The sequence below is a fragment of the Parashewanella sp. 2304DJ23-3 genome, from assembly GCF_056591695.1.
Genome location: NZ_JBWQOH010000002.1, coordinates 345346 through 370414, shown reverse-complemented (window position 1 = coordinate 370414; position 25069 = coordinate 345346). Strand labels below are relative to the sequence as shown.

At 37.9% G+C, this 25069-nt stretch carries 29 protein-coding genes; 19 read left to right on the top strand and 10 right to left on the bottom strand.

What is annotated here, in order from left to right:
• Positions 1 to 4: 4 nt before the first annotated feature.
• From AC1EU2_RS07625 to AC1EU2_RS07605, 5 genes are all read right to left on the bottom strand, one after another.
• Complete coding sequence (locus AC1EU2_RS07625; protein WP_480297546.1) at positions 5 to 424, bottom strand: hypothetical protein; 420 nt, start codon at positions 422 to 424, stop codon at positions 5 to 7.
• Between the two features lie 29 nt (positions 425 to 453).
• Positions 454 to 996: a hypothetical protein gene (locus tag AC1EU2_RS07620; protein ID WP_480297544.1), complete on the bottom strand. Its 543-nt coding sequence runs from the start codon at positions 994 to 996 to the stop codon at positions 454 to 456.
• Positions 997 to 1097: 101 nt separating this feature from the next.
• A complete protein-coding gene (locus AC1EU2_RS07615) occupies positions 1098 to 1664 on the bottom strand; it encodes a hypothetical protein (protein WP_480297543.1) in 567 nt (188 codons plus the stop codon).
• 104 nt (positions 1665 to 1768) lie between these two features.
• On the bottom strand, positions 1769 to 2191 hold the full coding sequence (locus tag AC1EU2_RS07610) for a VOC family protein (RefSeq protein WP_480297541.1): 423 nt from the start codon (positions 2189 to 2191) through the stop codon (positions 1769 to 1771).
• Between the two features lie 37 nt (positions 2192 to 2228).
• The gene (locus AC1EU2_RS07605; RefSeq protein ID WP_480297539.1) at positions 2229 to 2822 is read right to left on the bottom strand and encodes an NADPH-dependent FMN reductase; all 594 of its coding nucleotides are present in this window, start codon (positions 2820 to 2822) and stop codon (positions 2229 to 2231) included.
• 138 nt (positions 2823 to 2960) lie between these two features.
• Here AC1EU2_RS07605 and AC1EU2_RS07600 point away from each other — a divergent pair, with 138 nt between their 5' ends.
• Positions 2961 to 3578 carry a helix-turn-helix transcriptional regulator gene (locus AC1EU2_RS07600; protein WP_480297537.1) on the top strand — a complete coding sequence of 206 codons (618 nt, stop codon included), beginning with the start codon at positions 2961 to 2963 and terminating at the stop codon, positions 3576 to 3578.
• Positions 3579 to 3607: 29 nt separating this feature from the next.
• Here the strand turns inward: AC1EU2_RS07600 and AC1EU2_RS07595 are convergent, their stop codons facing one another.
• A complete protein-coding gene (locus tag AC1EU2_RS07595; RefSeq protein WP_480297535.1) occupies positions 3608 to 4090 on the bottom strand; it encodes a hypothetical protein in 483 nt (160 codons plus the stop codon).
• Positions 4091 to 4264: 174 nt separating this feature from the next.
• Here AC1EU2_RS07595 and purT point away from each other — a divergent pair, with 174 nt between their 5' ends.
• Positions 4265 to 5440: a formate-dependent phosphoribosylglycinamide formyltransferase gene (gene purT, locus AC1EU2_RS07590; protein WP_480297533.1), complete on the top strand. Its 1176-nt coding sequence runs from the start codon at positions 4265 to 4267 to the stop codon at positions 5438 to 5440.
• 186 nt (positions 5441 to 5626) lie between these two features.
• On the opposite strand, the gene AC1EU2_RS07585 is transcribed toward purT, so the two are convergent.
• Complete coding sequence (locus AC1EU2_RS07585) at positions 5627 to 6088, bottom strand: hypothetical protein (protein WP_480297532.1); 462 nt, start codon at positions 6086 to 6088, stop codon at positions 5627 to 5629.
• 62 nt (positions 6089 to 6150) lie between these two features.
• On the opposite strand from AC1EU2_RS07585, the gene AC1EU2_RS07580 reads away from it, so the two are divergent.
• The 13 genes from AC1EU2_RS07580 to AC1EU2_RS07520 all read left to right on the top strand — a co-directional run bounded on the left by AC1EU2_RS07580 (position 6151) and on the right by AC1EU2_RS07520 (position 16555).
• Entirely contained in the window at positions 6151 to 6492 is a 342-nt protein-coding gene (locus tag AC1EU2_RS07580; protein WP_480297530.1) for a DUF3634 family protein, read from the top strand.
• Positions 6493 to 6590: 98 nt separating this feature from the next.
• Entirely contained in the window at positions 6591 to 8249 is a 1659-nt protein-coding gene (locus tag AC1EU2_RS07575; RefSeq protein ID WP_480297529.1) for a hypothetical protein, read from the top strand.
• Positions 8250 to 8336: 87 nt separating this feature from the next.
• Positions 8337 to 8855, top strand: coding sequence for a DUF2878 domain-containing protein (locus tag AC1EU2_RS07570; protein ID WP_480297527.1), 519 nt, complete (start codon positions 8337 to 8339; stop codon positions 8853 to 8855).
• A 112-nt stretch (positions 8856 to 8967) separates the two neighbouring features.
• Positions 8968 to 9498 carry a DUF2878 domain-containing protein gene (locus AC1EU2_RS07565; RefSeq protein ID WP_480297526.1) on the top strand — a complete coding sequence of 177 codons (531 nt, stop codon included), beginning with the start codon at positions 8968 to 8970 and terminating at the stop codon, positions 9496 to 9498.
• The gene (locus AC1EU2_RS07560) at positions 9482 to 10024 is read left to right on the top strand and encodes a chalcone isomerase family protein (protein WP_480297525.1); all 543 of its coding nucleotides are present in this window, start codon (positions 9482 to 9484) and stop codon (positions 10022 to 10024) included. The genes AC1EU2_RS07565 and AC1EU2_RS07560 overlap by 17 nt, the downstream gene beginning before the upstream one ends.
• Positions 10024 to 10581 (top strand): DUF3833 domain-containing protein, encoded by a 558-nt coding sequence (locus tag AC1EU2_RS07555; RefSeq protein WP_480297524.1) that lies wholly within the window; start codon positions 10024 to 10026, stop codon positions 10579 to 10581. The genes AC1EU2_RS07560 and AC1EU2_RS07555 overlap by 1 nt, the downstream gene beginning before the upstream one ends.
• Before the next feature lie 55 nt (positions 10582 to 10636).
• Entirely contained in the window at positions 10637 to 11257 is a 621-nt protein-coding gene (locus AC1EU2_RS07550) for a sigma-70 family RNA polymerase sigma factor (RefSeq protein ID WP_480297522.1), read from the top strand.
• Entirely contained in the window at positions 11254 to 11931 is a 678-nt protein-coding gene (locus AC1EU2_RS07545) for a ChrR family anti-sigma-E factor (RefSeq protein ID WP_480297521.1), read from the top strand. Before AC1EU2_RS07550 ends, AC1EU2_RS07545 begins: the two co-directional genes overlap by 4 nt.
• Before the next feature lie 141 nt (positions 11932 to 12072).
• On the top strand, positions 12073 to 12534 hold the full coding sequence (locus AC1EU2_RS07540) for a nuclear transport factor 2 family protein (protein WP_480297519.1): 462 nt from the start codon (positions 12073 to 12075) through the stop codon (positions 12532 to 12534).
• A complete protein-coding gene (locus AC1EU2_RS07535; protein WP_480297517.1) occupies positions 12531 to 13250 on the top strand; it encodes an SDR family NAD(P)-dependent oxidoreductase in 720 nt (239 codons plus the stop codon). The genes AC1EU2_RS07540 and AC1EU2_RS07535 overlap by 4 nt, the downstream gene beginning before the upstream one ends.
• A 15-nt stretch (positions 13251 to 13265) precedes the next feature.
• A complete protein-coding gene (locus tag AC1EU2_RS07530) occupies positions 13266 to 14534 on the top strand; it encodes an NAD(P)/FAD-dependent oxidoreductase (RefSeq protein WP_480297515.1) in 1269 nt (422 codons plus the stop codon).
• Positions 14535 to 14543: 9 nt separating this feature from the next.
• Positions 14544 to 15299, top strand: a complete 756-nt coding sequence (locus AC1EU2_RS07525) for a DUF1365 domain-containing protein (RefSeq protein WP_480297513.1) — start codon at positions 14544 to 14546, stop codon at positions 15297 to 15299.
• Positions 15300 to 15307: 8 nt separating this feature from the next.
• A complete protein-coding gene (locus tag AC1EU2_RS07520) occupies positions 15308 to 16555 on the top strand; it encodes a class I SAM-dependent methyltransferase (protein WP_480297511.1) in 1248 nt (415 codons plus the stop codon).
• Here the strand turns inward: AC1EU2_RS07520 and AC1EU2_RS07515 are convergent.
• A complete protein-coding gene (locus tag AC1EU2_RS07515; protein WP_480297509.1) occupies positions 16552 to 16914 on the bottom strand; it encodes a hypothetical protein in 363 nt (120 codons plus the stop codon). The two genes, AC1EU2_RS07520 and AC1EU2_RS07515, sit on opposite strands and share 4 nt — an antisense overlap.
• Positions 16915 to 17306: 392 nt before the next feature.
• Here AC1EU2_RS07515 and AC1EU2_RS07510 point away from each other — a divergent pair, with 392 nt between their 5' ends.
• Both AC1EU2_RS07510 and asnB read left to right on the top strand, forming a co-directional pair.
• A complete protein-coding gene (locus AC1EU2_RS07510) occupies positions 17307 to 18380 on the top strand; it encodes an aspartate/ornithine carbamoyltransferase family protein (protein WP_480297507.1) in 1074 nt (357 codons plus the stop codon).
• A gap of 18 nt (positions 18381 to 18398) precedes the next feature.
• The gene (gene asnB / locus AC1EU2_RS07505) at positions 18399 to 20405 is read left to right on the top strand and encodes an asparagine synthase (glutamine-hydrolyzing) (RefSeq protein WP_480297505.1); all 2007 of its coding nucleotides are present in this window, start codon (positions 18399 to 18401) and stop codon (positions 20403 to 20405) included.
• Position 20406: 1 nt separating this feature from the next.
• Here the strand turns inward: asnB and AC1EU2_RS07500 are convergent, their stop codons facing one another.
• A complete protein-coding gene (locus AC1EU2_RS07500) occupies positions 20407 to 22455 on the bottom strand; it encodes a winged helix-turn-helix domain-containing protein (RefSeq protein WP_480297503.1) in 2049 nt (682 codons plus the stop codon).
• A gap of 129 nt (positions 22456 to 22584) precedes the next feature.
• Here AC1EU2_RS07500 and AC1EU2_RS07495 point away from each other — a divergent pair, with 129 nt between their 5' ends.
• The gene (locus AC1EU2_RS07495) at positions 22585 to 23469 is read left to right on the top strand and encodes a CE1 family esterase (protein ID WP_480297501.1); all 885 of its coding nucleotides are present in this window, start codon (positions 22585 to 22587) and stop codon (positions 23467 to 23469) included.
• Positions 23444 to 24265 carry a hypothetical protein gene (locus AC1EU2_RS07490; RefSeq protein WP_480297499.1) on the top strand — a complete coding sequence of 274 codons (822 nt, stop codon included), beginning with the start codon at positions 23444 to 23446 and terminating at the stop codon, positions 24263 to 24265. The genes AC1EU2_RS07495 and AC1EU2_RS07490 overlap by 26 nt, the downstream gene beginning before the upstream one ends.
• A 111-nt stretch (positions 24266 to 24376) precedes the next feature.
• Here the strand turns inward: AC1EU2_RS07490 and AC1EU2_RS07485 are convergent, their stop codons facing one another.
• Positions 24377 to 24868, bottom strand: a complete 492-nt coding sequence (locus AC1EU2_RS07485; RefSeq protein ID WP_480297497.1) for a hypothetical protein — start codon at positions 24866 to 24868, stop codon at positions 24377 to 24379.
• Positions 24869 to 25069: the final 201 nt, after the last annotated feature.

Genomic DNA, 25069 nt, shown 5'->3' with positions numbered 1-25069 from the left:
TGTTTTATTCATTAATTACGTCTTTAATTGCGTCCATCTGGTTTTTTAAGCTGTAAGTTGAAACATCTATTTTTTGTAAGATCTTTAGCCCTAAATTAACAGCTGACTGTAATTGAGCATGGATCTCTTTAGCTTCAGCTGACAGTTGATTGTTTTCAGGGGCGCTAATACCAGGGTAGATTTTTTCTAACGCTTGTTGGCTAACCATTAACTGGCTGAATGTTGCGTGAAAGTTAATAAAACGAGCGCCAAGCATGTCTTTAGGCTCATTATTATTACCTTCTAGGAAGTCGTTATACTTTTCGAGGGCGGACACGTGTTGTGATATTTGATTCGCAATTGCATCAAGTTCTAATTCAGGTGGTTTAGTCGACATTTCGTTGCTTGACTCATTAGTAGCGTTTGCAGATTTCGATTTTGTCATTGTTCACACTCCAACTGAGTCCACATTTGTCAGCCATTAATTTCATGGGACATATATAAAGCGCTTGATAGTTTTTGATTTAATTCATCTAGTATTGAGTTTAGTTCAGTATACGCTGAATGATGCTCATATAATTTTTGTTTTAACTGTACTGGATCAAACCTTCGATCTTCAGCATTTAAATCCTCTTTTGAAGGATTGACGAGCTTTTGTTCATCATCCGCTTCTGTTTTGACGTCATCATCGGGTAAATAGCCAAGTGAAATTAATTCATTGAGCTCTGATAAACAAGCAAGCTTAACTGACCCCATCATTGAGCTGTTTTCATCATTACCTAGTTTGCCACGCTCTTCTTTCGCTTTTTCTAAATCATCTTCAAGTAATTTTTCAATTAACTGACTCAGCTTTTTTTCTTTTGGGGTTAAATTCTTAACAGCATTCGTCATTTTATGAGTTAAATAAGCTTTAAATAGCTCAGGATCACACTTAGCATTGTCTCTGTGTGATGTTTCTGCGGCTTGTAATCCTATTACAGGTCTTGAGCTGCGATTAATTGATGATACCTCTGACATTTTAGACCTCTGCTTAACAAGCGTTGAAGTCCATTTCGATGAATCAAAGCGCAATGAATATATTTTACTAATAGTAAACAGTATATAAAACGGTTTACCTGCTAACTTCTGAATTTCTGAGGTGTTTGCGTTTTAGTGGTCGAACCAGTCTGTTGAGGAGCATCTGAAACAAAACTTGGGAGTTTAGGCAGTACAAGCAGGTAGTCCTTTTTAGGGACATTCTTTAAATCAAATTTAGGAAACTTTATTTGTAAAAGCCCATCATGACTATTGGCAACTTGATCCATTAAGTTTTTAAGTTTATTGATATAAATTTTTGCTGCGGCGAGCAACTTACTTGAGTCTTGCAAAAGGTCAAAGCACTTTTTTAATAGCTCCATATCTTTTTTTTGTTCGGGAGTAATGTCTTTGGCATTCTTTCCATTTAAATCGTGCAACTCTTGGAGTAAATCGGGAAGTGTTTTATGTTCATGCATAAACTTGTCGACTTTTTGCTCCAAGAACTTGAAATTACTTTCGACTTTTTTAAATTCATCGCCCATTTTTGAGCCGAATGATTCCGTTGATTTTAAAAATTGAAAATCTTGTGGTTGCACATCTGAAGCTTTCAGAGCTTTATCTGACATTACCTCATGTGAAGCATTCGAAGAATCAATTGTATTACTCATAAGTCACCCAATAAAAAACTGAGAATCTATGATTACTATACAAACTTCACATACTTCACTATATCGAAAATTTGTGACCTACCCACTCTACTGGTATTACCAGTTTAGTTGGCATACTGATTTCTAAGTTCAGGTAAATCAACTAAATATTGAACGAACTCAACTTCAATACCGTTGGGGTCAATAAAATAAACACTTTTTTGGGTATCATCGTTACCTCCCCAAATTGCGACTTGGTAACCAGCATTTTGAAGTCGTTCAATCAATGCATCAAGATTGCTCACAGTAAAGGCGTAATGTGCTAGTCCAACTTGCTCTCCTTTTAAATCTCTTGCTGCTGTTTTTCCATGATCACTGAAAGCCAAATAGTGATAATCATCGCCAAAATGAACCCATTTTCTTGGTTTACCGTACCATTCGCCAGATCCGCCGCCACGGATTTTCCAATGTGGAAAAGCGGCTTGATAAAAAGCAAGAGTTTCAGGTATATCCTTGACGACAACGTTTACATGTTCGAGTGAGATCATAATTTATTCCTCTTTGGTTATTGAGATAACTTGAAAACTACATTCCATATGAGAATAACTGTCTGTTTTCGATTGGATTGCTTTTAAGGTTTAAGCGTAAATTCGAAAGTGCTTCGCTGAATCTGGCTAGCATTTCGAGGCTGTAATCGATTCTGAGCTTGAGTTGTTTAGTGCGAGAGTTTTCAATTTCTAAATTAAGAAAGTCTTCTACACTTCTTATGATTAAGTGCTCAGAGATTGGTATGAGGCCATTATTTTTACCACCATCCATTTTAAGTTCAGCTATTGGATAGGTACCTCCAATGCCACTGGAAACTGCTACATACATGATTGGCTTGTTATCTGTCATGTCGAGATCGCACATCATAAGAAAGTTCTTCAAAAGAGGAGAGGCCATGCCATTCCATTCAGGAGTAATGGCAATAATGGCGTCAGCCTCTTCTAGTGATGACTTTACTTGCTCCCAAGACTCACCTCTATCCGATGTACCATCCCAAAATGGCAAATTAAGCTTAGCCAGCTCAATGTGATTTATTGATTCAAATTGCTCTGCATGGAGCTTTAAATATTCTCCAACGTTAAAACTTTGAGATTCAGCTCTGTGGCTCGCACTGACGATAACAAGATTCATATTAAATAAGCCTTTTTATTTATAAATTAATATATAAAGTAAGTTGTTTACTTAATCTTGTAAAGTAAAAATAAACAAAAAAGTTTACTTAATAGTGTTTTGAGTAATATCATTAGTTCAGAATCAATTGGAGTAAGTATGAAAACCACTGAAAAAATTCTGAACCTCTTAAAACTTAATGGACCGTTAACGGCTAAGTTTTTGGCTGAAAAGCTACAGCTAACGACGATGGGCGTAAGGCAACACCTTCAAGCTTTGGAAGATTCTAATGATGTGGTGACAGAAGATATCGCCAAAGGGAGAGGGCGACCAAGCCGTCATTGGCGATTAGTTGAAAATAACGCTGGTGGTTTTGAAGACCGACACGAAGAGCTTACTTTACAGTTGATTGATTCTGTTAAGGTGATATTTGGTGATGAAGGCTTAGAGCGCTTAATTAAACAGAGAGAAACAGATAGCCTGTTGCTTTATAAAAAAGTGCTTGATGCCAAAAAGACGATAAAAGAAAAAGTGATCGCTTTAGCGGAATTAAGAACACAAGAAGGTTATATGGCAACCTGGAGTGAAGAAGGTACTCACTTTTGGTTACTGGAAAATCATTGCCCAATATGCGCTGCAGCAACGAAGTGCCAAAACTTTTGTCGCTCTGAGTTAGAGGTTTTCCAAGCGTTATTTTTGGAGCTTGCAACGGTTACTCGAACAGAACATATTGTAGATGGTGCAAGAAGATGTGCATATAAGGTAGAGAATATTTGATATTAACCTCTAGAGTATTATTTATTCTACTACTTTATCTTTTTGTTGAAAAAAGCAACGATAAGTAGAGTGGAACTACTATCTTTAGTTATTTTATACATAGAGTCACCTGTTTGCTCTGAAGGTAATACATTACTCACTAAATATGAAAGTAAATCATTCACAGTGAGAATGTTGTGTTGATGGAGTAAGTAGTGTGGAGTCGTTGACGGGCCACATTCAGCAGATGGATCATGAAAGTCAAGCCTTGAAACAACTTCGCCTTCGTTATTAAGCTGATCAATTCGTATATCAATCTCGAGGCTAGGTGATACGGCATGGACAACCCAGAGCTTAGTTTTTTCCTGATTAGGTATTTCTAATAAGTAACCATACTCATAACTTTGAGATACTTTTTCAGGGTTGCTCATATCTGTATGTACAGCTGGTTGAGGAATTAAAAGTTGTGATTGTTCTATCACCCTAAAAGCTGGTGAGACATGAGATATTGCAAAACTATGATTTGAGGACATGAGCAAAAAATAATTGAAGTAAAGCTTATTATCGTCGAATTAAATTTCTAGAGTCGAATAAAGACACGAAAACTTCAGCCTTTATTAAGCTAAATCCATCATAGTACTTAGATAGTTGCTCTTTTTTGTAAAAACAGCATAAAATTCATTCAAATCTATTTAAGAGAATATCAGATGCTAGGAACTGCACTTTGTAAAAATGCATTAAAAGCTTTGTTGTTAGGTAGTGGTGAGTTGGGAAAAGAAATTGCAATCGAATTGCAGCAGTTAGGCGTCGAGGTTATTGCTGTTGACCGCTATTCCAATGCTCCAGCAATGCACGTTGCTCATCGTTCTCATGTCATCGATATGCTCAGTGCTTCTGCACTAAGATCTGTTATTGCTCAAGAAAACCCAGATATTGTCATTCCTGAAATTGAAGCGATCAATACTCAGCTACTCGAAGAGTTAGAGCAAGATGGATTAAGAGTCGTTCCTAATGCAAAAGCAGCACGTCTAACGATGGATAGAGAAGGGATAAGACGACTAGCTGCTAATTCACTTGGCGTACTGACTTCTCGATTTTTCTTTTGTGATAATAAAAAAGAGTTAAAGTCCGCCATTGAAAAAATGGGTTTGCCATGTGTGATTAAACCCGTCATGAGTTCTTCTGGTCACGGTCAGAGTGTCATAAAAAGTGAAGAGCAGATTGATGCTGCATGGGAGCACTCTCAGGAAGAGGGACGAAGCGGTCAAGGTCGAGTGATTGTTGAAAGCTTTATCGACTTTGATTACGAAATTACATTACTCACCGTTCAGGCTATTGACGGTATTCATTTCTGTGAAGCTATTGGCCACAGACAAGAAAATGGTGATTATCAAGAATCGTGGCAACCTCAAAACATGAGCGAACACTGTATAAATGCGGCTAAAGATATGGCCACGAAAGTAGTAAAAGCATTAGGTGGGTATGGATTATTTGGCGTCGAAATGTTCATAAAAGGCGATGATGTATATTTCTCAGAAGTCTCGCCACGGCCTCATGATACTGGACTAGTCACTTTAATCAGCCAAGATTTATCTGAATTTGCATTGCACGTGCGTGCGATTTTGGGTTTGCCAATCGCTAATATAAAACAACTTGGAGACTCTGCATCTGCGGTGATATTAGGAGATGGACATTCAGTAAATCTAGAGTATGACGGCGTACATAAAGCGTTACTTGAAGCTGAAACTCAACTGCGCTTATTCGCAAAACCAGAAATCAATGGCCATAGACGCTTAGGCGTTGCGCTTGCAAGAGGTGAGAATATTGATGCGGCAGTAGAAAAAGCAAAACGTGCAGCATCACAAATATCGATTAAATATTAGATCTAAACCAAGAGTGTCATCTCATTAAGGGTGAAGTTTGCGATGGCCCCTCGGCAACTGATAACACCGGCGGTAAGGTTAATTGAAGAGTCACTTATCGCACGGTGTCATGAGATTTTAAAGTAACTTCAGTTAAGTGAAATAATTATCTGAATTCAATTGTTTAAATCAGTCAGAAGATATTTATTACTTCAATGAGGTTATCGTTTTATTGATTTCTTTACGAGTTGCCTCAATGGCGTTAACCACTTCGTTAGTTGCTAAGTTACTGCTTTCAATCGAATTCCAGTTATCTGCCCAACTACTTCGTAATGCATCAGCTTTTACCATAACATTTTTACCTGCAAGTGGGCTTAAATCATTGATTAATCCGACCTTTACCCAGCCTTTTCTCGGGCTACCTTCCGATGGATCTTGATCATAATGCAAAGAATAAATAAGTTGTTCAAGTTGTGATAACTCAAGCAGCATTTCAAAGCTAGCAGTACGAACGGTGTTATTTGTTTCAGTAGACTCTAAGCGCCAGACATTATAGCTAAACCCTGACAGGCTGAGTAACACACTGAAAATAACGAAATAAAATTGATATTGACGTTTTTTAATAAAGCCAGAAGAGCTGCCCTTATTCAGTATGTCTTTTAAAAACATTTAGTTGTATCCTAAATTAACCAGCGATATATCAATAATAGTTTATTACCAAGGGGAGATTAATGGAAATAAATGCACAAGTTATATTAGCAATTGTTGCTGTCATTGGGCTCACATACTTTATTTTTGGTGCAAAAAAAGGATTGTTGATTTTTGAACTTCACTTCAAAAAAGGGCGATTGGATTCGCATAAAGGCAAAGTGCCAGAAAAATTTATGCGTGAAGCCAGAGAGTTAGCTAAAAAATATAAACTGACAGGCGTTGTGCGTGCTGAGAAGAAATCAGGCGTTCGATTGCATGTTTCAGCAACCATTAATGATGAAATGGCACAACGACTTAGGAATGTATTCCCATTTGAACTTTATGATAAGAAGAGTGGCGATGCAGGAAAGCGCTCAGCTTAACTACTCTAACTTAGGTTGTAATATTAGTGAAATATTTTGCTAGTGACAGTATGCAGAAGTTCTAAAGGGGGCGTAAGTACACTTTTAAAGGATCTGAAATGTATTTAACAAAGTCACTTTTGTCATTGTCAGTGATGAGTTTATTGTCTGCTTGTGGGAGCGATGATAAAAAAGAAGAACCCATTGCCATCGTACCTCCAACTCCAGTCGTTGCCACAAACTATGACTATCAGGTTAATGGCACGGTTTTATTCCAAGGTAATGTTAATAGCGCTCAGTTTTGTGCCGATTTGGACATGAATAAAGCGTGCGATGACGGAGAACCTACAGCGACATCAAATAGCGAAGGGGTCTATCAAATTGAGTGGACTTCTGAGCAAGAGTCACCTGATTACTACCTATTCGCGAGTTGGAGCAGTGCTGCCTCTGCCGTTAACGTACCGCAATCACTGCGAGTGAACATTGCTTCAGGTTCTGTGGGGGAAGGGTTCTCTAACACTCACTCTGCATCAACTGGTTCTGTGAGTCAGTTATTTGCTCTTAAGGAGCATGCTAGTTCGATCAATGCCTTGACGGATATTGAATTTCAACGTTATATCTTTGCGTTAATTGCTGGGTTAGTGTCAGATCCACTGACTGTCGATGAGGTGATGTCAGCAAGTATTGAACAGATAAGAGCTTTGATAGAACAGAGTCAACTGTCAGTTTTAGATTACTTAGCTACAGAGCCACTTGATCTTACCTATGTGATCAATGATGTATTGACGTCACAAGGTTATATTGAACAACCCATTTCTAACAAGCTACTGTCTCAAACTGATTGGGATATCGTGCTTGATGGTTTAGGTTTTAAAGATACACTTAAGTCTCGCAACCCTGAAGATACCTTTACGCTTGAGCCTTCGTACTTGAACTCATCATTTACGTTAAATTACGGCGATGAGAGCCAACACATGTTTGGCGGTATTATCAACGACCCTACTGGAGCGGGTGTCTCTAAAGCTTTTTCACTGGTTGTTAATTTCGATGAGGAAGATGAAGTTCCTCAGGAATGCTGGAATACGGAGCTAAATCGCTGGATTAACTCGGACAGAGCCGACTCTAACTACCAACCAAAAGACATAGAAGTCAACGGGAATGAGATAACAACGTTCTATGACGGAACGGAAGTGCCCACTAAAATACGCGTTGAGAAAGTCGACACTCACTCTGAAGTATGGGCATCAATGCTTGCATCTGCGCCTGAGCAGTACAAGCTTAGTGAGGTAAATTGGCCAAATATTGTGTATCGTTACTTTACCTCACAACAAGGTCAGGTGCTTTGCCGTAATGAAGATTATATTACTCATACTCAGGTAGCGAGCTCTGTTGGAACCTTGTCATCTTCGAATATTGCAGAGTCTCTCTATCCAAGCTTCTACCCAGAAGACGTATCAGCTGATGAAGTTAATCAACGTTTTACCATTGACGGGTTAGGCACTTATGAATGGGTGTTGCTTGATCCTGCACCTAACGGCTTACCTCACTTGCGTATTATTCAGTTAGAGTCTTATATTCCAGATAATTTACGGGATAATGTTGATCCAAGAGATTATCTCATTGAGGCTTCAGAGCTTATTGAAGTCAACATCTACGATGCGTGGGATTATGATCTGTTTAATGATCATTTGTTTATCACTTTTGATGGTCGCACAAATGACTTTAATGAGCATATAAAAAATCACTTTATGCAATTTGGTACGCCAACAGTTCCTTAGTAAAATATTTAGTGAAATAAATAATTAAACCTTTTCCTCTTCTTGTTCGTAATGACAGTTTCAACAGGGATGTATGAGGAAAGGGTTATGTTGTCGAACTTGCTTATTTTCTGCGTAATGTTTGCCGGATGTATTGTCTTTGGCAGTATGTTTGCACCAGCAGTAATCGTATGGGCTATTGCTCATTTATTAAAACTCAATTCTTTAGCCGAGCTTAATTTAGTGCTATTTGTCGTTGCCCTTGGTGGTACAGTAGATAACATTTTAATGCACTCCGGTTTTATTCAATTCAATAGCCACAGTGATATGGCTCATCAGACGTCGGTCATTCCGATTTGGTCTTGGATGATTTGGTTAGGGTTTGGTTTAACACTTAACCACGCTCTAAAATTCTTAGAGTCATCTTTATGGTTACAGTTAGCTTTTGGTGCGATCGTTCCACCACTTGGTTACCTAATAGGTGAGCGTGCAGGAGCTTTGACATTTGAGACATCTACCCAAGCTACCTTAGTCACTTTCGGCGTCATCTGGTTGATATTGATGCCAATATTTTTCACACTCAAACATTGGATTGTGACCGATAGAATTGAGAATAGAGTGGTTTAGCATCCATTATGTAGCTTGCATTTGACCGCAATATTCATTGCGGTCTTTTTTTGAACTTTCTTCATTGCTACAGCGTAAGTAAGTAACCCCATTCACTTCGAATACCAAGACTATGAACAAAAATTTCATTTCTCTAGTGTGTAACGGATTGTTATATAACGTGATGTGGCTCGGTTGCATTACGTACAAATCCGCATTTGTCCCTATTGTTCTCATGTGGGTGTTTTGGCATTTGATTTATCGAAGCTCAGTATCTGAACGTGGGTTAATTTTGTTCGTAGTGTTAATGGGGGGAATCCTTGATTCGGTATTGATGCAGCTTCAGGTGTTTCAGTTTGATAAAGAACTCAAGCTAATTGTTCCTCTTTGGTTATGGGCAATTTGGGTAAGTTTTTCTTTAACGTTATTCCATGCACTGAATGCTCTGTCTAAATCAATTGTTCTACAAATTATTGTTGGTGCGATATTTGCGCCTTTGGCTTACTTTGCTGGTAAAGAATTTGGTGCTGTTCAGTTTGGTTACTCTGAAAGAACAACGTTCATTATTCTCGGCCTGATCTGGGGGATTTTGCTACCCAGTTTCTTCTTAATAAAGAAAATGTTTCTTGAATCCATGGAGGGTACTCATGAGAATTACGCTTAAATCACTCATATTTTTAGGCTTAGCTCTCAGCTATCAAGCTGGTGCTTCTCCTTTAAGTCAATGTTCAAATCATAGTCAAGGATTAAGCTCTGCTAAGAAAAGTTTAAGCCTCGTAGGAACAGCAAAGTTGAAAGTGTGGTTTTGGAATGTCTACACCAGCGATTTATACACACCTACAGGAACTTACTCTGGAAAAGAGCAATGTTTACTTTTTGAGATTAGTTATTTAATGGATATTTCAAAAGAAGAACTGATCAACAGCACCGTAGAAAACTGGCAGCATCTAGGGTTAACGCTTAATGATTATCAAGTATTCGTACCTAAGTTAGAAAAAATTTGGCCAAGTGTCTCAGAAGGAGATCAACTTGCATTTCAGGTTTTACCCACTGAAAGCGTGTTTTATCTTAATGGGAAGCCCATCGGTAAGATTGAAGGTAAACACTTTGCTTCAATATTCTTAAGTATTTGGCTGTCTAAGAAGACGACTCAACCTCGGTTAAGAAAACAGCTTTTGGGGATGATCTAATGAAAAAACTGATCTCACTATTGCTGGTTTCAATCGCAATTATTTTAGCTTCTTCCTGCTCAACTGCTATTCATGAGTATCAAGGTGAACAGCCTGCATTTGATTTGAAAAACTATTTTACAGGAAGGGTAATTGCGTGGGGAATGGTACAAAACTACTCGGACAAAGTAACTCGCCGTTTTTGTGTTGATATTAAAGGGCAGTGGAAAGCGAATAATGGCTTGCTTAAAGAAACCTTTTATTTCGATGATGGTGAAATCACCCATCGAAACTGGCAATTAATGAAGATGGAAAATGGGAAATACCTTGGTACCGCTTCCGACGTTGTTGGTGAAGCAAAAGGGCAAGAACAAGGTTTTGCATTTCACTGGAACTATATCTTAAAAGTCCCCGTGGATGGCAGCGAATACAATATTTCAATGGATGATTGGATGTATCGAATGGATAAAAATAGAGTTATGAACAAAACCACTATGAAGAAGTTTGGTGTAAGGGTTGGTGAAGTGACAATATTTTTTGATAAGTCGTTACCGGTAACACAATGCAAGTTGATGTGATCTTTTTCACATTCACTTCCGTATTGGCTTTAGAGTTTCTCAAGGACAGAAGCGCATGCTTAAACGAATAGATAACTTTAAAACGAGTAAACCGTATGCTAAAGCTATATGTATGAAACAAGAATATAGCAATGAGCATCTCAGTCAGTTACTCGTCGATGTGGCTTTAAAGCGAGACCAGAAAGCATTTACGATTGTTTTCCAGCATTTTGCGCCCAAAATTAAACGCTTTGCTGTTCAAAAGTTTTCAAACTCTGACAAAGCCAATGACATTGTTCAAGACACAATGAGTAATGTGTGGAGAAAAGCACATTTGTTTTGTCCAAATAAAGGTGCTGCTCACACATGGGTTTACACCATTATGAGGAACGTTACTTTTGATGCACTTAGGAAAATTCGCTCAGGCCGTGAAGATAATTTGAGTGAAGATATTTGGTCCTACATTGAAGGCGAAACTGAAGAAAAAGTTTTTGAAGATCACTTAGAGAAGAAGTTTATTTTAGAAAATATAAATAAATTATCTGAAGCTCAATTAAGTGTGATCAAAGCTTTCTACTTTTTAGAATTATCACAAGAGCAAATATCTGAATGTTTAGATATTCCTCTCGGTACCGTTAAATCAAGATTGAGGCTGGCTGTGGCTAAACTCAAAGGCAATATAGGGGATGACTTATGATAAAGCATCATCCAACAGATGACTTGCTCATCGCATTTTCAGCTGGTGAATTATCATCGTCATTATCAGTGGCAATTTCAACTCATATAGAAATGTGCCCAGTTTGTCGTCATCAAGTGGAACGCTATACCGCACAAATGTCGGAAGAGAGCTTAAATCAACAATCAGAAGTTATCGACTTTGCTGCGAACTCTGATGGAATAGGTATTGATACCAATTTTGATGAAATGCTGTCTGGCATAATGGCTGAACCAGAATCTAATTTTACAGAGAGCTTCAAGCGAATGCCTCCGAAAGTAGTTGGTGGCTTTGAATTGCCTAAAAGCCTGAGTCGTTTGAGTGTGTCGAACTTTGTAAATGTAGGGAAAATATCAAGAGCGAGAATTGAGCTTGATGAGGAACCTGTGAGAACCAGTTTGTTAAACATAAAAGCTGGCGGTGAAGTGCCTCACCATACTCATAAGGGATTCGAGATTACCCTATTACTTCAAGGGACATTTGAGGATGAGCTTGGTGGATATGTGCCTGGTGACTTTATTATTCTAGATGCTGAGCATACTCATCACCCAGTATCCAAAGAAGGGTGTTGGTGTCTCACAGTGGTTAATGATTCGATTCAATTTACCAAAGGGGTCAATCGTTTGCTCAATCCTCTCGGAAAATTTATTTACTGATCTGAGCTGCTTATTACTCTCCCGTCGCACAAGGAAGTGCACGGGGGACAATCTTTGCTTCAAATAAATTCTGCTTATAGAGTGATCCAACTCTAAACTTAAATCGTAACTCATTATAAATATGGGAAAAGTGCGGCGACGATGATGCAGGAAATAATAAATAATCAACAATTCGATTACCCACAATGGCTAAATCAGTTTATTTCTGTTTATGAGCAACTAAACAAGAATAATTTAGAGCTACTTGAAACCTTATATCACCAAGATGTTCATTTCCAAGATCCTGTCCATCAAATCACTGGCCTTAATAATTTAATGACTTACTGCAACTTCATGTATTCCAATACATCTCACTGCCAGTTTTTTATTAATGACGTCATATTTGATGGAGTTCAAGCAGGGGTTTACTGGACGATGAAATATCGCCACCCCAAACTCAATCAAGGGAATAAGATATCGGTTGAAGGGCACACGCAAGTTAAAGGCGAACATGACCGGGTGATTTATCACCGTGACTATTTAGATATGGGGGCGATGGTTTATGAACATGCACCTGTACTTGGGCGCCTAGTTCGTTGGTTAAAACATCGGTTAGCTCAATGAAAAAAGTCATGATTACAGGTGCTACGTCCGGTATTGGTGAAGCTTTGGTTGAGTTGTATTACCAAACTGGATTTTCGGTGATTGCTTGCGGACGCAACAAAGGCAAACTGCAGCAGTTAAAAAAACGTTTTACTGCAATTCAATGTCTGCAGTTTGATGTTACTCAACCGGAAGAAGTAATGCAGGCCGCAGCAGAAGTTTCTAAAGTAGACATTCTACTTCTTAATGCTGGTGACTGCCGTTATATCGATGATGCTTACCATTTTGATGCAGGCTCGTTTAAACACAATATTTCAACCAACTTATTATCAGTGGGAGATCTACTTGGATCGTTTCTTCCTAAAATGGATAAAGGATCACGTTTGGTTTTCATCAGTTCAATTGCGACTCAATTGCCATTTCCGCGAGCTGAGGCTTACGGAGCCTCAAAAGCGGGGCTAGATTACTTGGCCAATAGTCTCCGTTTGGATCTTAAATCTGTGGGTATTGATGTGACACTGGTTCATCCAGGTTTTGTAAAAACACCACTGACAGATAAGAATAACTTTTTTATGCCGTTTATCGTTGATACACAAACCGCAGCAAAAAGAATTTACCAAGGCGTCCAATCGAGAAAAAATTACGTCCACTTCCCGCGACGTTTTACATATCTACTAAAATTAATATCACTACTGCCTGAAAGCTGGTGGCAAAGAATAATTATTAAAAAAGCTTGAAAAGGAAGCCATTAAATGAAGCATATTGCCATTATAGGAAGTGGAATCTCGGGTCTAACTTGTGCTTATTTATTATCACAAAAGCACAAGGTTACCGTTTTTGAAAAAAATAGTGTTATAGGTGGTCATACGGCGACGGTAGATGTCGAAGTAGCAGGCGAGAAACAAGCTATTGATACAGGTTTTATTGTATTTAATGATAAAACTTACCCTAATTTTATTCAGCTCCTTGAGCAATTAAATGTGCAAATACAAAAGACTGAAATGAGCTTTTCTGTGTCTAATTTGACTTCTAATCTTGAATACAATGGCCACAATTTAGATACCTTATTTGCACAACGTAAAAATATTTTCAGTTTAAAATTCTGGGGGCTCATATTCGATATCATGCGCTTTAATTATCGTTGTATAGATATCTTTGAAAACGAATTGTATGAAGATGGGTTAACACTCGGGCAATTTTTAAAACAAAACCGTTTTAAAGACTTTTTTTCCAATCATTACATTTTGCCAATGGCGGCTGCTATTTGGTCTAGCTCAATAAAAGAAATTGAAGATTTTCCATTTAAGTTTTTTGTGCAGTTCTTTTACCATCATGGCCTGTTAAGGATAAGTAATCGTCCGCAATGGTACGTAATTGCCAATGGTTCTAGAAGCTATCTAGCTCCTCTAACTCAAAGGTTTAAAGAGCGAATCTATGTTAATCAGAATATAACTGGGATTAAGAGGAGCAATGATAAAGTCCAGTTGGTGCTTGCTGATGAAGCAGGAGATATCGAACACGAATTTGATGAAGTTGTGCTGGCCTGCCACTCAGACCAAGCACTTGAACTCCTTGCTACGCCAACCGTTGCAGAACAATCAGTTTTGGGAAACATTCCTTACTCAAAGAACTGTGTAATATTACACACTGATGAATCCATTCTGCCTAAAGCGCATTCTGCATGGGCGAGTTGGAATTATCGACTTGATGATAATACTGAGCGTCCCGCCGCTGTCAGCTATTGCATGAATATCCTTCAACAGCTCACCAGCAAGCACACATTCTGTGTGACCTTAAATCAAAAACAGGCTATTTCACCGGATAAAGTCTTACGTGAATTTATTTATCATCACCCTAAATTCCAGCTTAAAAGCATCGATGCACAGCAGAGGCGAACAGAAATTTGCGGTCAAAATCATACTCATTTTGCGGGAGCATATTGGTACAGTGGATTTCATGAAGACGGTGTGAAAAGTGCCATTGATGTAGCAAGTCGTTTTGATTGTTATTTGAATGATTGAGGATGAATTATGAAAATCTTATCTCAATCTAATCTCTATCAAGGTGTAATAAAACACAGACGTCATAGCCAAAATAAGCATCAATTTCAATATAAGCTTTATATGTTATTACTCGATATTCGTGACGTGAAACAACCATTTTCGATATGGCCTTTTGGTAGTTCTTGGTTTCATCCTATGCGTTTTGTTGCTAAAGATTATGTAAAAGGTGAACCTCAAAACCTTGAGCTGCGTATCAACAACAAGTTCGCTGAGCTCGGAGGGAGGCACCCTCACTCAGTTAAAGCATTGGTGCAAATACGTTGCTTTGGTCTGTATTTTAGTCCGGCTAATTTTTATTTTGGATATAACGAAGACGGGCATTGCTTTCAAGTTTTGGCTGAGGTGAGTAATACACCTTGGAATGAACGTCACTATTATCTTATTAAGTTAGATGAAGAAGGTTCTTTGAAAAGTAAGAAACAATTCCATGTTTCACCATTTATGAATTTAGATATGGATTATTTTTGGAAGTTTAAAACACCATCAGAAGCACATAAAAATTTATTGATCCATATTGAAAATAGAGCAAAAACAACGAATGAAAAATTGTTTGATGCAAGTTTGATTATGCGAAAAAAACCGTTAAATAAAACAATAGTATTTAAACTTTGGTTAGCAATGCCTCTAATGACTTTTAAGGTGGTGTTCGGCATTTATTATCAAGCTTTGAAATTACTGATTAAACGTGTTCGTTTTATCCCTTACCAAAAATATCAAGGATGACTGAGCAGATGGAAAATATTTATCAAATTAGAAAAAATACCAAGATGGATTGGCTTACTGCACGTTGTCGGAAGCTAATGCTTAAATTTCTTGAACAGTTACAAGATGGCCGTCTTGATGTACATGAGGCTACAGGTGAGAGTCGATGTTTTGGGCATTGTGCATTAAGTAAAGATGGTCCAGTTGAATCGCTAGCGGCAAAAATAGAAATAAGAGATATGAGTTGCTATCGAGATTTCATTTTTAAGGGGGCGATTGGAGCCGCAGAAGCATTTATTGATGGTAAGTGGAGTTCTCCAGATCTGACTCGAGTCATTAGAATTTTTGCACGGGCACAAAAACTTGCTGATAATATTGAAGCTCAAAAAGGGGTCGCTTCACATTTAAAAGATAAGCTGTTTCATCTATTTAATTCAAACTCAATCAAACAAGCCAAAAATAACATCGTCTCCCATTACGATTTAGGTAATGAACTTTATAAAAACTTCTTAGATGAGCGGATGCAATATTCATCGGCAATCTTTGAAAATAGTGAGATGAATTTAGAAGATGCACAATGCAATAAGCTTGATATTATTTGTAAAAAACTAGAATTATCGCCTTCTGACCACCTTCTTGAAATTGGCACTGGATGGGGAGGTTTAGCGGTTCACGCTGCTAAACATTACGGGTGTAGAGTGACTACAACAACGATTTCTGATGCGCAATATCAATATGCGAAGCAGTTGATTGCAGAGGAAGGGCTTGAACTTCAAATCACATTATTAAAACAAGATTACCGCAATTTAAGTGGACAGTTTGACAAGTTAGTTTCGATTGAGATGATTGAGGCTGTGGGTTATCGCTATCTCACTTCGTTCTTCAAGAAATGTAATGAGTGTTTGCTACCCGGTGGAAAAATGCTCTTGCAATCAATTACTATCGCTGATCAGCGCTTTGACTATTATCGAAAAAACGTGGATTTTATTCAAAAGCACATTTTCCCTGGTGGCTTTTTACCATCGATTACTGAGATTGCGAATCGCACCCAAAAAGATACAAATTTAATCATTCATGATATTGAAGACATTGGCTTACATTATGCCTTGACCCTCACTCACTGGAGGCAGCGATTCTTGTTTGCTTGGCAGCGCATAAAGCCTCTTGGTTATGATGAGAGATTTAAGCGACTTTGGACTTACTATTTTTGTTATTGCGAAGGTGCTTTTTTGGAGCGTTCGACCAGTACGGTTCAGATAGAGCTTAGGAAAAGTTAGCGATGATGGTTGAGTAAGTAACTTTTAAAATTAGTATCAACTTCAGTTGGGGTAGCTTTCACTTCAAAAAAAAATTCTAGACGTATTTGGATGTCTTGAGCAGATGCTTGGTGTTCAGATTGAACAGAGACCGAATTTGTAGGTGTCTTTGGAGTAGTTTGTGCGTATGCATTTGGTTTTTTTACTTTTTGTAAATCGTAAACGATTGTCTCTAGCAACATGCCTTTAGGTTCTGCTTTTAGAGATTTAGCAGTAGGGGAAAGTTTTATTTGCTTTTGAACTTTATTTTTCCGTTCATTTCTTTCTTTAATCCTTGCGCTTCGTCGTGTCGGAGTAGATGAAGAGGGAGGTATAGGCATAAGGCGTCCGTAGTTTAACTATTTATATCGAATATTGTGCCTTAACTTCCTAAAGTTGATGAGTTAATTATTTTTAATACTATTTTTTACAAAGGCTTATGAATTAATTTCTCTAGAAATCACATACGACCTCTAGGATGTGTACTGTGTGTCTAAGTATACGAACTTTCTTATCAAAATTTGAGCAGAAAAACATGGGAAGTCAGGTGAGTCTATGCCTCAATAATCCTATTTTTAACGCTTAAAGCCTTCCACTTAAAGCCGAATAGCCCATTTTATTTTTTAGTGGAAAATAATGCATTCCACACTACTCTTTAAATATAAAAAACCAAAGTTTTAGTCATTATAAGTAAGGTTTTTCGTGAGTTACTAAAATATTTAAAGGGACTTCTATGCTGCGACCAGAACTTAATAAGATTGTGCACTTCCAATCAAAAGAGCCAAAGGTTTATGAGAATGCGCACCCTAAAAGCTTATTGCATTCTATTGTCGAAGACGGAAAAGCGCTCGATAATCTAAAAAATCAGCATGTGTATTCTTCTGATCAATTTGATAAGAACACTATACTGCAATTGCTTCGTCTAGCCGCTAAGTATGAAGCAAATCCAGAGCGTTTCTTTGCACCACTGCAAGATAAAATTCTGATTTCAGCCTTTTATGAACCAAGTACTCGGACTCGTTTATCATTTGAAAGTGCTTGGCATCGATTAGGTGGGAATATCATGTCAATCACTGATCGTTCCACAACAGGAATTGCAAAAGGTGAAAGCCTTAGTGACGTTGCTGAGATGTTCAATAGTTACGGTGATTGTGTCGTTCTTCGAGATTCAAATGACAGCTCTGTCAAAGAAATGATGGATGCCTTGCGTATACCTATCATTAATGCTGGCAACGGGTTAGATGAGCATCCAACACAGGCGCTAGCCGATTTGTACACCATATTTAAATGGCGGCCAGATTTAATACAAACCAAGCCTGAAAAACCAATTAAACTTTGCATTATTGGTATGCCTTCCAAAATGCGTACCGTAAGGAGTTTATTGAAGCTCCTTTCTGTTTTTCCTGAAGCTTTTGATACTGTAACAATTGTTGCGAATGAAACAGAAGATAAAATTTTTGATCATGGGCAAAAGGAGCAATTGCTCAATGCGGGTTTAAATGTTGAGGTCACTGGTGGGTTTTCTGATGCAATTAAACTCGCTGATGTTGTATACATAAATGCCATTGCTTGGGAGGGAGACACATTTAAAGAGTATGGCTCTGATTATAAGCTGTCCGCCAGTTCTCCTTTAAAACCTCAAGCAATTGTTATGCACCCTTTAGCTCGGGGAGAGGAGTTATGCACATCACTCGATGACACTTCGCATAACTGGTACTTTGCTCAAGCTCGTGGAGCCGTATTTTTGAGGCAGGCACTGTTAACTTGTCTGCTTCATCGTGCAGATCGTGTTCTAGATATTATTTAACTTACTAGGAGACTATTTATGTGCGGAATTGCGGGTATTTTCACGTCTTCTCCTAACAGAGATATTGATTCCCAACTTCTTGTAAACATGGCTGCGATTCAACACCATCGAGGGCCAGATAACTACGGCTATGCTAACCCTACAGGGTTAGGCATTGGAATGAGTCATTCAAGACTTTCAATCATCGATTTGAACGAAGATCGAGGTCGGCAACCTTTCTCACTTAATAATAAAGTCATTTTTTCCCATAACGGTGAGTTTTACGACTTTCAACGAATTCGTGCTGACTTATCGGCACAGGGGATATCATTTTTTACTAAGAGTGACTCTGAAATCGTACCTTGGCTTTATAAAAAAGAAGGGATGGATAAAGCAATAACCTATTTGAGAGGTGAGTTTGCATTTTCATTGTATGACAAGGAAGAAGACGCACTTTACTTAGTGCGAGATAGATTTGGTGTCAAGCCACTGTATTGGGCTAATACAGGTAATGAAGTTGTTTTTGGGTCAGAAATCAAAGCTATTTTAACACACCCAGAAGTCAATGCTGAGCTTGATACAAAGGGGGTATTCCATCAGCTGATACAAGTCATGGTACCGGGTACTACAGCATTTAAAGGCATTAATCAGGTTGAACCTGGGCACTTTTTAAAAATCACTCGTGAAAATAAAGAATTCAATATTCAAACAACAAAGTATTGGGATATGAATTTCCCTAAGGCTTCAATGAGAGAGCACTTTTCTGACGAGTTTTATATTACCGGTGTTAGAAAGCACTTATTAGAGGCGGTTCAATTAAGGTTGAATGCAGACGTACCAGTTGGTTGCTACCTCTCAGGCGGGATTGATTCTTGCTGTATTCTTGGGTTAGCCTCTGCCGTCTCGCAAACACCTATCAAGGCATTTACAATTGCTTTTGATAACAAGGATTATGATGAAACACCGATAGCCACAAAAATGGCGAACTCGGTTGGTGCAGAGCAAGACATTCTTCAGTTAAATGCAGAAATGCTGTACGACAATTTTGAGAGAACCATTTGGCACACAGAGAGAACAATCTATAACACTTTGGCTGTTGCTAAGTTGATGATGTCGCAGCAAGTCCGAAATGTAAATTACAAAGTAGTGTTAACGGGAGAAGGCTCAGATGAATTATTTGCCGGGTATCCCGCCTTTAGAAAAGATATGTTCTTGCATGGTATGAGTGACTTGAGCACTGAGCAGACGGATCATTGGCGTACTGCACTGGAAGAGAATAACAAATTGTTTCAGGGAGCTATGCTACCCAAAGACGAATATACATCGGAAGCTATTGATGAAAAAGTGGGGTTTACTCCTAGTTGCCTACAACCTTGGTTAGGTTGTGCAGATGTCGCAAAACAACTTATTTATCCGTCAAAGAGAGAAGAAGTTGAGCACTACGAGCCTGGGAGAGCGATTGCTGAAAAACTTGATGAAACTTTTTTGTCAGAAAGGCATCCTTTGGATAAAGCGCAATACGTTTGGATTAAGACAATGTTGGAAGGTCAAATTTTGACGTGGGGTGGTGATAGGGTCGATATGGCAAACTCAATGGAAGCGAGACCCGCATTCTTAGATCATAAGTTAGCTGAGTTCGCTACCTTGATTCCGCCAGAAATGAAAATAAAAGGCTCAAGAGAAAAGCATGTTCTCAGGGAGGCAGTCAAAGGTGTCATACCTGAAGTCTTATACAATCGTGAAAAGTTTGCGTTTATGGCACCACCTGCCCACACTGATGATAAAAAGTGGCAGAAACTTAAATCATTATTAAATCGGTATGCATCACCGCTTAAATTAGAAAAGGCCAAATTAATTGATCCCAGTTTCTTGGAGTTGCTGATTCAACGCCAAGAAAGCACCGCTACAAGCGATGCAGATAAAGTCCAAAATGATGCATTGTTAAATCATGTTTTGGGGGTCATGATCATGTACGATCATTTTATCGTTCAAGATCTGAGTGAAAAAGCGTCTGCTAAAGCGAAGCTATTAGGATGGCAAGCATGAACTAATTCTCTTGTTGGACTGAAAATTTCATTGACCAAATATCACTGATGGCACGACTTTTTTTATTACAAATAATTTCAGTCAAGTTATGCTTAAGCTTACAATTCTGATACTCATGGCTTGAGTTATTAAATATGACTTTTTCGACACCAGTGTCTAAATTTTTTAAAAAATACTGATTGGCATCACGGTAAAACAAGTGTTTATTTACTATTTGCCAGCTATACCAATTTGTCAGAGGGAAGTCATCCAGTAATACGTGTTCTTGGTTACTCGTTAATGATTTATAAAAAAGTCCGTTTTGGCTGAATTTTGTGTAATAAAGAGTGTTATCGATTATCTTGCCTGAGTAACCTTCATTTTTGGTTATTTGCCTGTTTTTACCCGAAGAAAGATCTAATGACCATAAGTTCCAATCGCCCTTGTGTTCTGCACTCAAAAGAATTTTATTGTCTTCAATGAAGTCGACGTAATGCACTTTCATAAACGGTACTTTCACAAGGCTCCATGTCAAAGCGTCGACATCTAACAAAAATATTTGATCATCGATTGAAGCGATGACTTTTTTATCGTCTTTAGACCAAGCGAAATCAGCTACGTAAATAAATTCTGATGGAAATTGAGTATCGATGATTTGGTTGTTCGCATTTCGGATTAACACTCTATTATTTTGTTTGGCTCTGGAGTGAAAAATTATTTTAGAATGGTGATAAGAAATAGAGTGAGGACCTTGAATACCATCAATATGGGTTAGATTAGAAGATATACCATTTTCAATTTGAGTTAAGGTTAAATTGGTGTGGAAGTAACTGTGTTCAGTTAAAATTTCAGATGTATCTGCAGTAGGCGCCAATCTTCCAAAGCTTTCTTCTGAATCAATAATGGTTACTGCTTGAGAAGCTAAATCTATACTAAATAATTGTTTTGCATCGCTAGCGATAAGTAAATCTGCTGATATCCAAGTGAGCGCAACGATACCTTTCGGCACCAATAAACTGGATATCACCTTTTGGGTTCTTAGGTCTTGAATATACAGTATGTCAGATTTATCGAGCTGATACTCAATGTAAACAAGAGTGCGCTCATTAGGGGACAATATAAAAGTAGTGTGTCCTTGAGTATTGCCATTTTGAAGTGGGTGCGTGAGCTCTTGTGTTCTTGAACTTGTTAAAGAGGTGGATAAGACAGCGTAAGGTTGACTTGCGATTTCTCTATAACGATACAAAACTCGATTATTTTCACTGTCATAATCTAAAGCGTTAATGATTGATTTCCCGCAATCAGTGATTTTATTTACGGATAGATCATTTTTATCAATCACTACAATTTCGCAATTTCGGTCTTGTACATTATCGAGTCGTGCAGCCAGCAGTTGAGTTTTATTGATTGATATGACATCGGTGTAGTAGTAATCATCATTGGTAATGTCTAAGTCTATTTTCTGTGAGTTTTTAGCTTTTATTTGAGCATTACTCTTATAGTTTGCTCTAAATAAGAAATAGATAGACTTTTTATGTTCATCAAAGCTAGCGTTAAATGACATACCACTCGAATCAGTGATTTGATTTTTGTATATGAGTTCTACACTTCGATTTTGATGGTCGTCATTATTTTTAGTATTCCATAATCCGAAAATAAATAGGGCACTCGTACTGATGATGATTAATGAAAAAAGGTGCTTTATTTTTACCTTAGAAATGACTGAAACGTTAGAATTTGGTTTTTTTTCTTGTGCTTTGCTTTCTGCTTTAACAGGAGCAACAAATTTATAGCCAATTTTGCTAATCGTAATAATAAATTTAGGCGTCGAAGTGTCTTGCTCAATAAGTTTTCTAAGTTGAGCTACGGCTCGATTAACTGCAGCTTCAGAAACAGCCCTATCTTGCCAAACTGTGCGAATGAGCTCATCCCTTGAAATAGCTCTATCGGGATTTTTACAAAAAAAGACTAAAAGTTCATAGAGTTTTGGCTCGAATGATATTGGTGTGCCGTCTTTTAAAATTGTCATTTCTTGAGTGTTTAACTCAATATTTTCAAAGTGGTAAATCATAATATCCATTTGATTTATATAGGTATCATCATTTCATCATCAAAAAATCATCGCTTAATTAAGAAATTCAACTTTGCTTTTGAGACAGTCCGTTTCGAATAATGTAAACGAAATGATATAGGAATGAAAATGAGAAAGAGTAATTTGTTGATGGTAAGTTTTTTAAGCGTGCTGTTCGGTCTAACAGCATGTGGCGGAGGCTCCTCTAAAAAAGGCACTAAGCCTGTCCCTGAGCCTGTTGCTTCTCCTACTTGTGTTGGAAAAGCAATTCCAGAAGGTGCGAGCTGTATGACATTCCAAGATGGTGAGGCAATCGTTTATGAACCAGATGGTGAAAACAAAGGCATTGCATTGTTGTTACATGGAGCACCTGGTCATCCGAGTAAAGTTTGGGGAATATTTGATGGAAAAGCTCTGGCTGATAAAGAGTCCCTAGTTACAGTAGCGGCTTCTGGTTCTGGTGGAACCTGGGGGTGGACAAGTTTAAATGATGGTAGAGAGTCATCTGAACTCGATGTTAAGTATCTCAAGGAGTTAATTGCTGATTTAAAAGCGAGATATAGTGTGACATCCGATAAGGTTTATATTCTCGGGTATTCAGCGGGTGGATTTATGGGGTATAAACTTGCTTGTCAAATTCCTGAGGAGCTAACAGCTGTTATTTCATTAGCAGGGCAATTTCGTGGCTCTTTTGAGAACTGCTCAACTTCGACGCCTATATCTGTTCATCATTTTCATAGCCCCGCAGATTCTGACGTTCCAATGATAGGTAGAACCACAGGTGCAATAAAATCAGTTGAAGAAACATTAGCGCACTGGAGAGATATCAATGGTTGTGATGAAGCCTTCGATGATGAAAGCGTTGGTGGTGTTACCTCTACTAGCCCATCGACGAAAACTAGGACTTGGAAAGAGTGTGTTAAGTCAGTCAGATTTTCGGACATGAATAATGTATCACATGAAGCAGACTACTCAGGAGAAGCGCTGTATGGCATATACAAAAGTAGCCTCTAAGTTTTCTTTAGCTTTGCTTTCTTTGGTTTTATTTATGAGTTCAGGGTGCGGAAGCGGTACTACACCTTCACCTGAAAACGTGACAGGTAAAGCGGCTATTGAAGGGGATGCCAGCAAAAACTTATCAGTGCCAAACAATCAAAACTTAGAGAGTTATAAAATAATATTGTATGGTAATAGTCATATTTCTGGCGTTGATTCAATGATTAAGCACTTAATTGAGCAAAGTACTCCGAGAACTGAAGTCGAAGTTAGCAGCCATACGGGTGGGTTTTTAGATGATTTTTATGCATCGACTCATTCCCGAAATAAACTTGTTGATTCAGCTTGGACTCATGCTATTTTTCAAGGTCAAAAATACTCTCAGTCTCAATCAAGAATATATTCAACACGAGAAACAGAAAAATGGTTAGCTTTAGCCAAAGAGTATAATATCACCCCAATTTTATTTCCTGAGCACCCACAGTATGGAAATCAAGTTGAAGGTGAATATGTTCATGGCATTCATCAAGGAATAGCGGAAAGACAAGCGTCATGCTTAGCCCCTATAGGACTTGTATGGAATAGAGTTTTATCACTTTATCCTGACACTGTGTTACATAGCCCAGATGGTAACCATGCTTCATATTTGGGCACTTATTTAACTTCATTAGTTTTTTATGAAATTATTACTGGAAACTCAGCAGATCTGTTAGGTTACATTCCCAAAATAGACATTCCTGAAAATACTCAGAATGCCTTGGGGCAAATCGTTTCAGAGGTGATAGCTCAAAATAAAGCTTGTCCTTGGAATTAGGTGCATTTGGGAGCAAGCCTGCTTGCTCCGTTGCCACATCTAACGCTTTCGTTAAAAGAGTGATTGATATGGCAGTAGTTAGATTGTTAAAGTGAAAACTGTCCTAAATGATCACTTAGGACAAATATTGAATGTTACAGATGCAGTGCAACCATTATTTGTATTATTCTTTAATTGAAATATCCAATTATAATGAGCACAAATTTCTCTAACTATTTGTAACCCAGCGCCAAAATCTTCATAGCTTCTTGGTGTATCATTAAGTCCAGCACTGTCATTTATCACTTCTATTTGCTTTTCTAAAATGAGCAAATGTACATTGCCGTTTGTTGAAAGATTTATCGCATTATTCAATAAGTTTTGAAGAAGTACAGAAACAATAATTGGCTCACTGACTAATTCGACTGTTTCGAATTGTTGAATATTGAGTGTGACATTATTCCTTTTAGCCAAGCTTTGACAACAAACCAGTATTTTTTGCAGATAGATGACATCGATGGTCAACTCAGAACTTTGTATTTCATCTATTGAGAGTGAATGAAAATCTCGAGTTTGCCCCTCATAGTGTAGTACCGCAGTATTAACTTTTTGCTCTAATTGCATTTAATGTTAACTCGATAATTTATATTCACGCTTAGCCACTGTCATAAGCTGAACTAATGCATATGACCCCGAAACTAATAAACGTATTTTCACAGTGCATCCATCCTGAACAGGTTATCTGCATCTTTTGATTTTTAGCGATTGAACCGCTGTAACTTTTAGAATTGTAAAATCTATAAGTGACACTTTGATGGCTTTTTC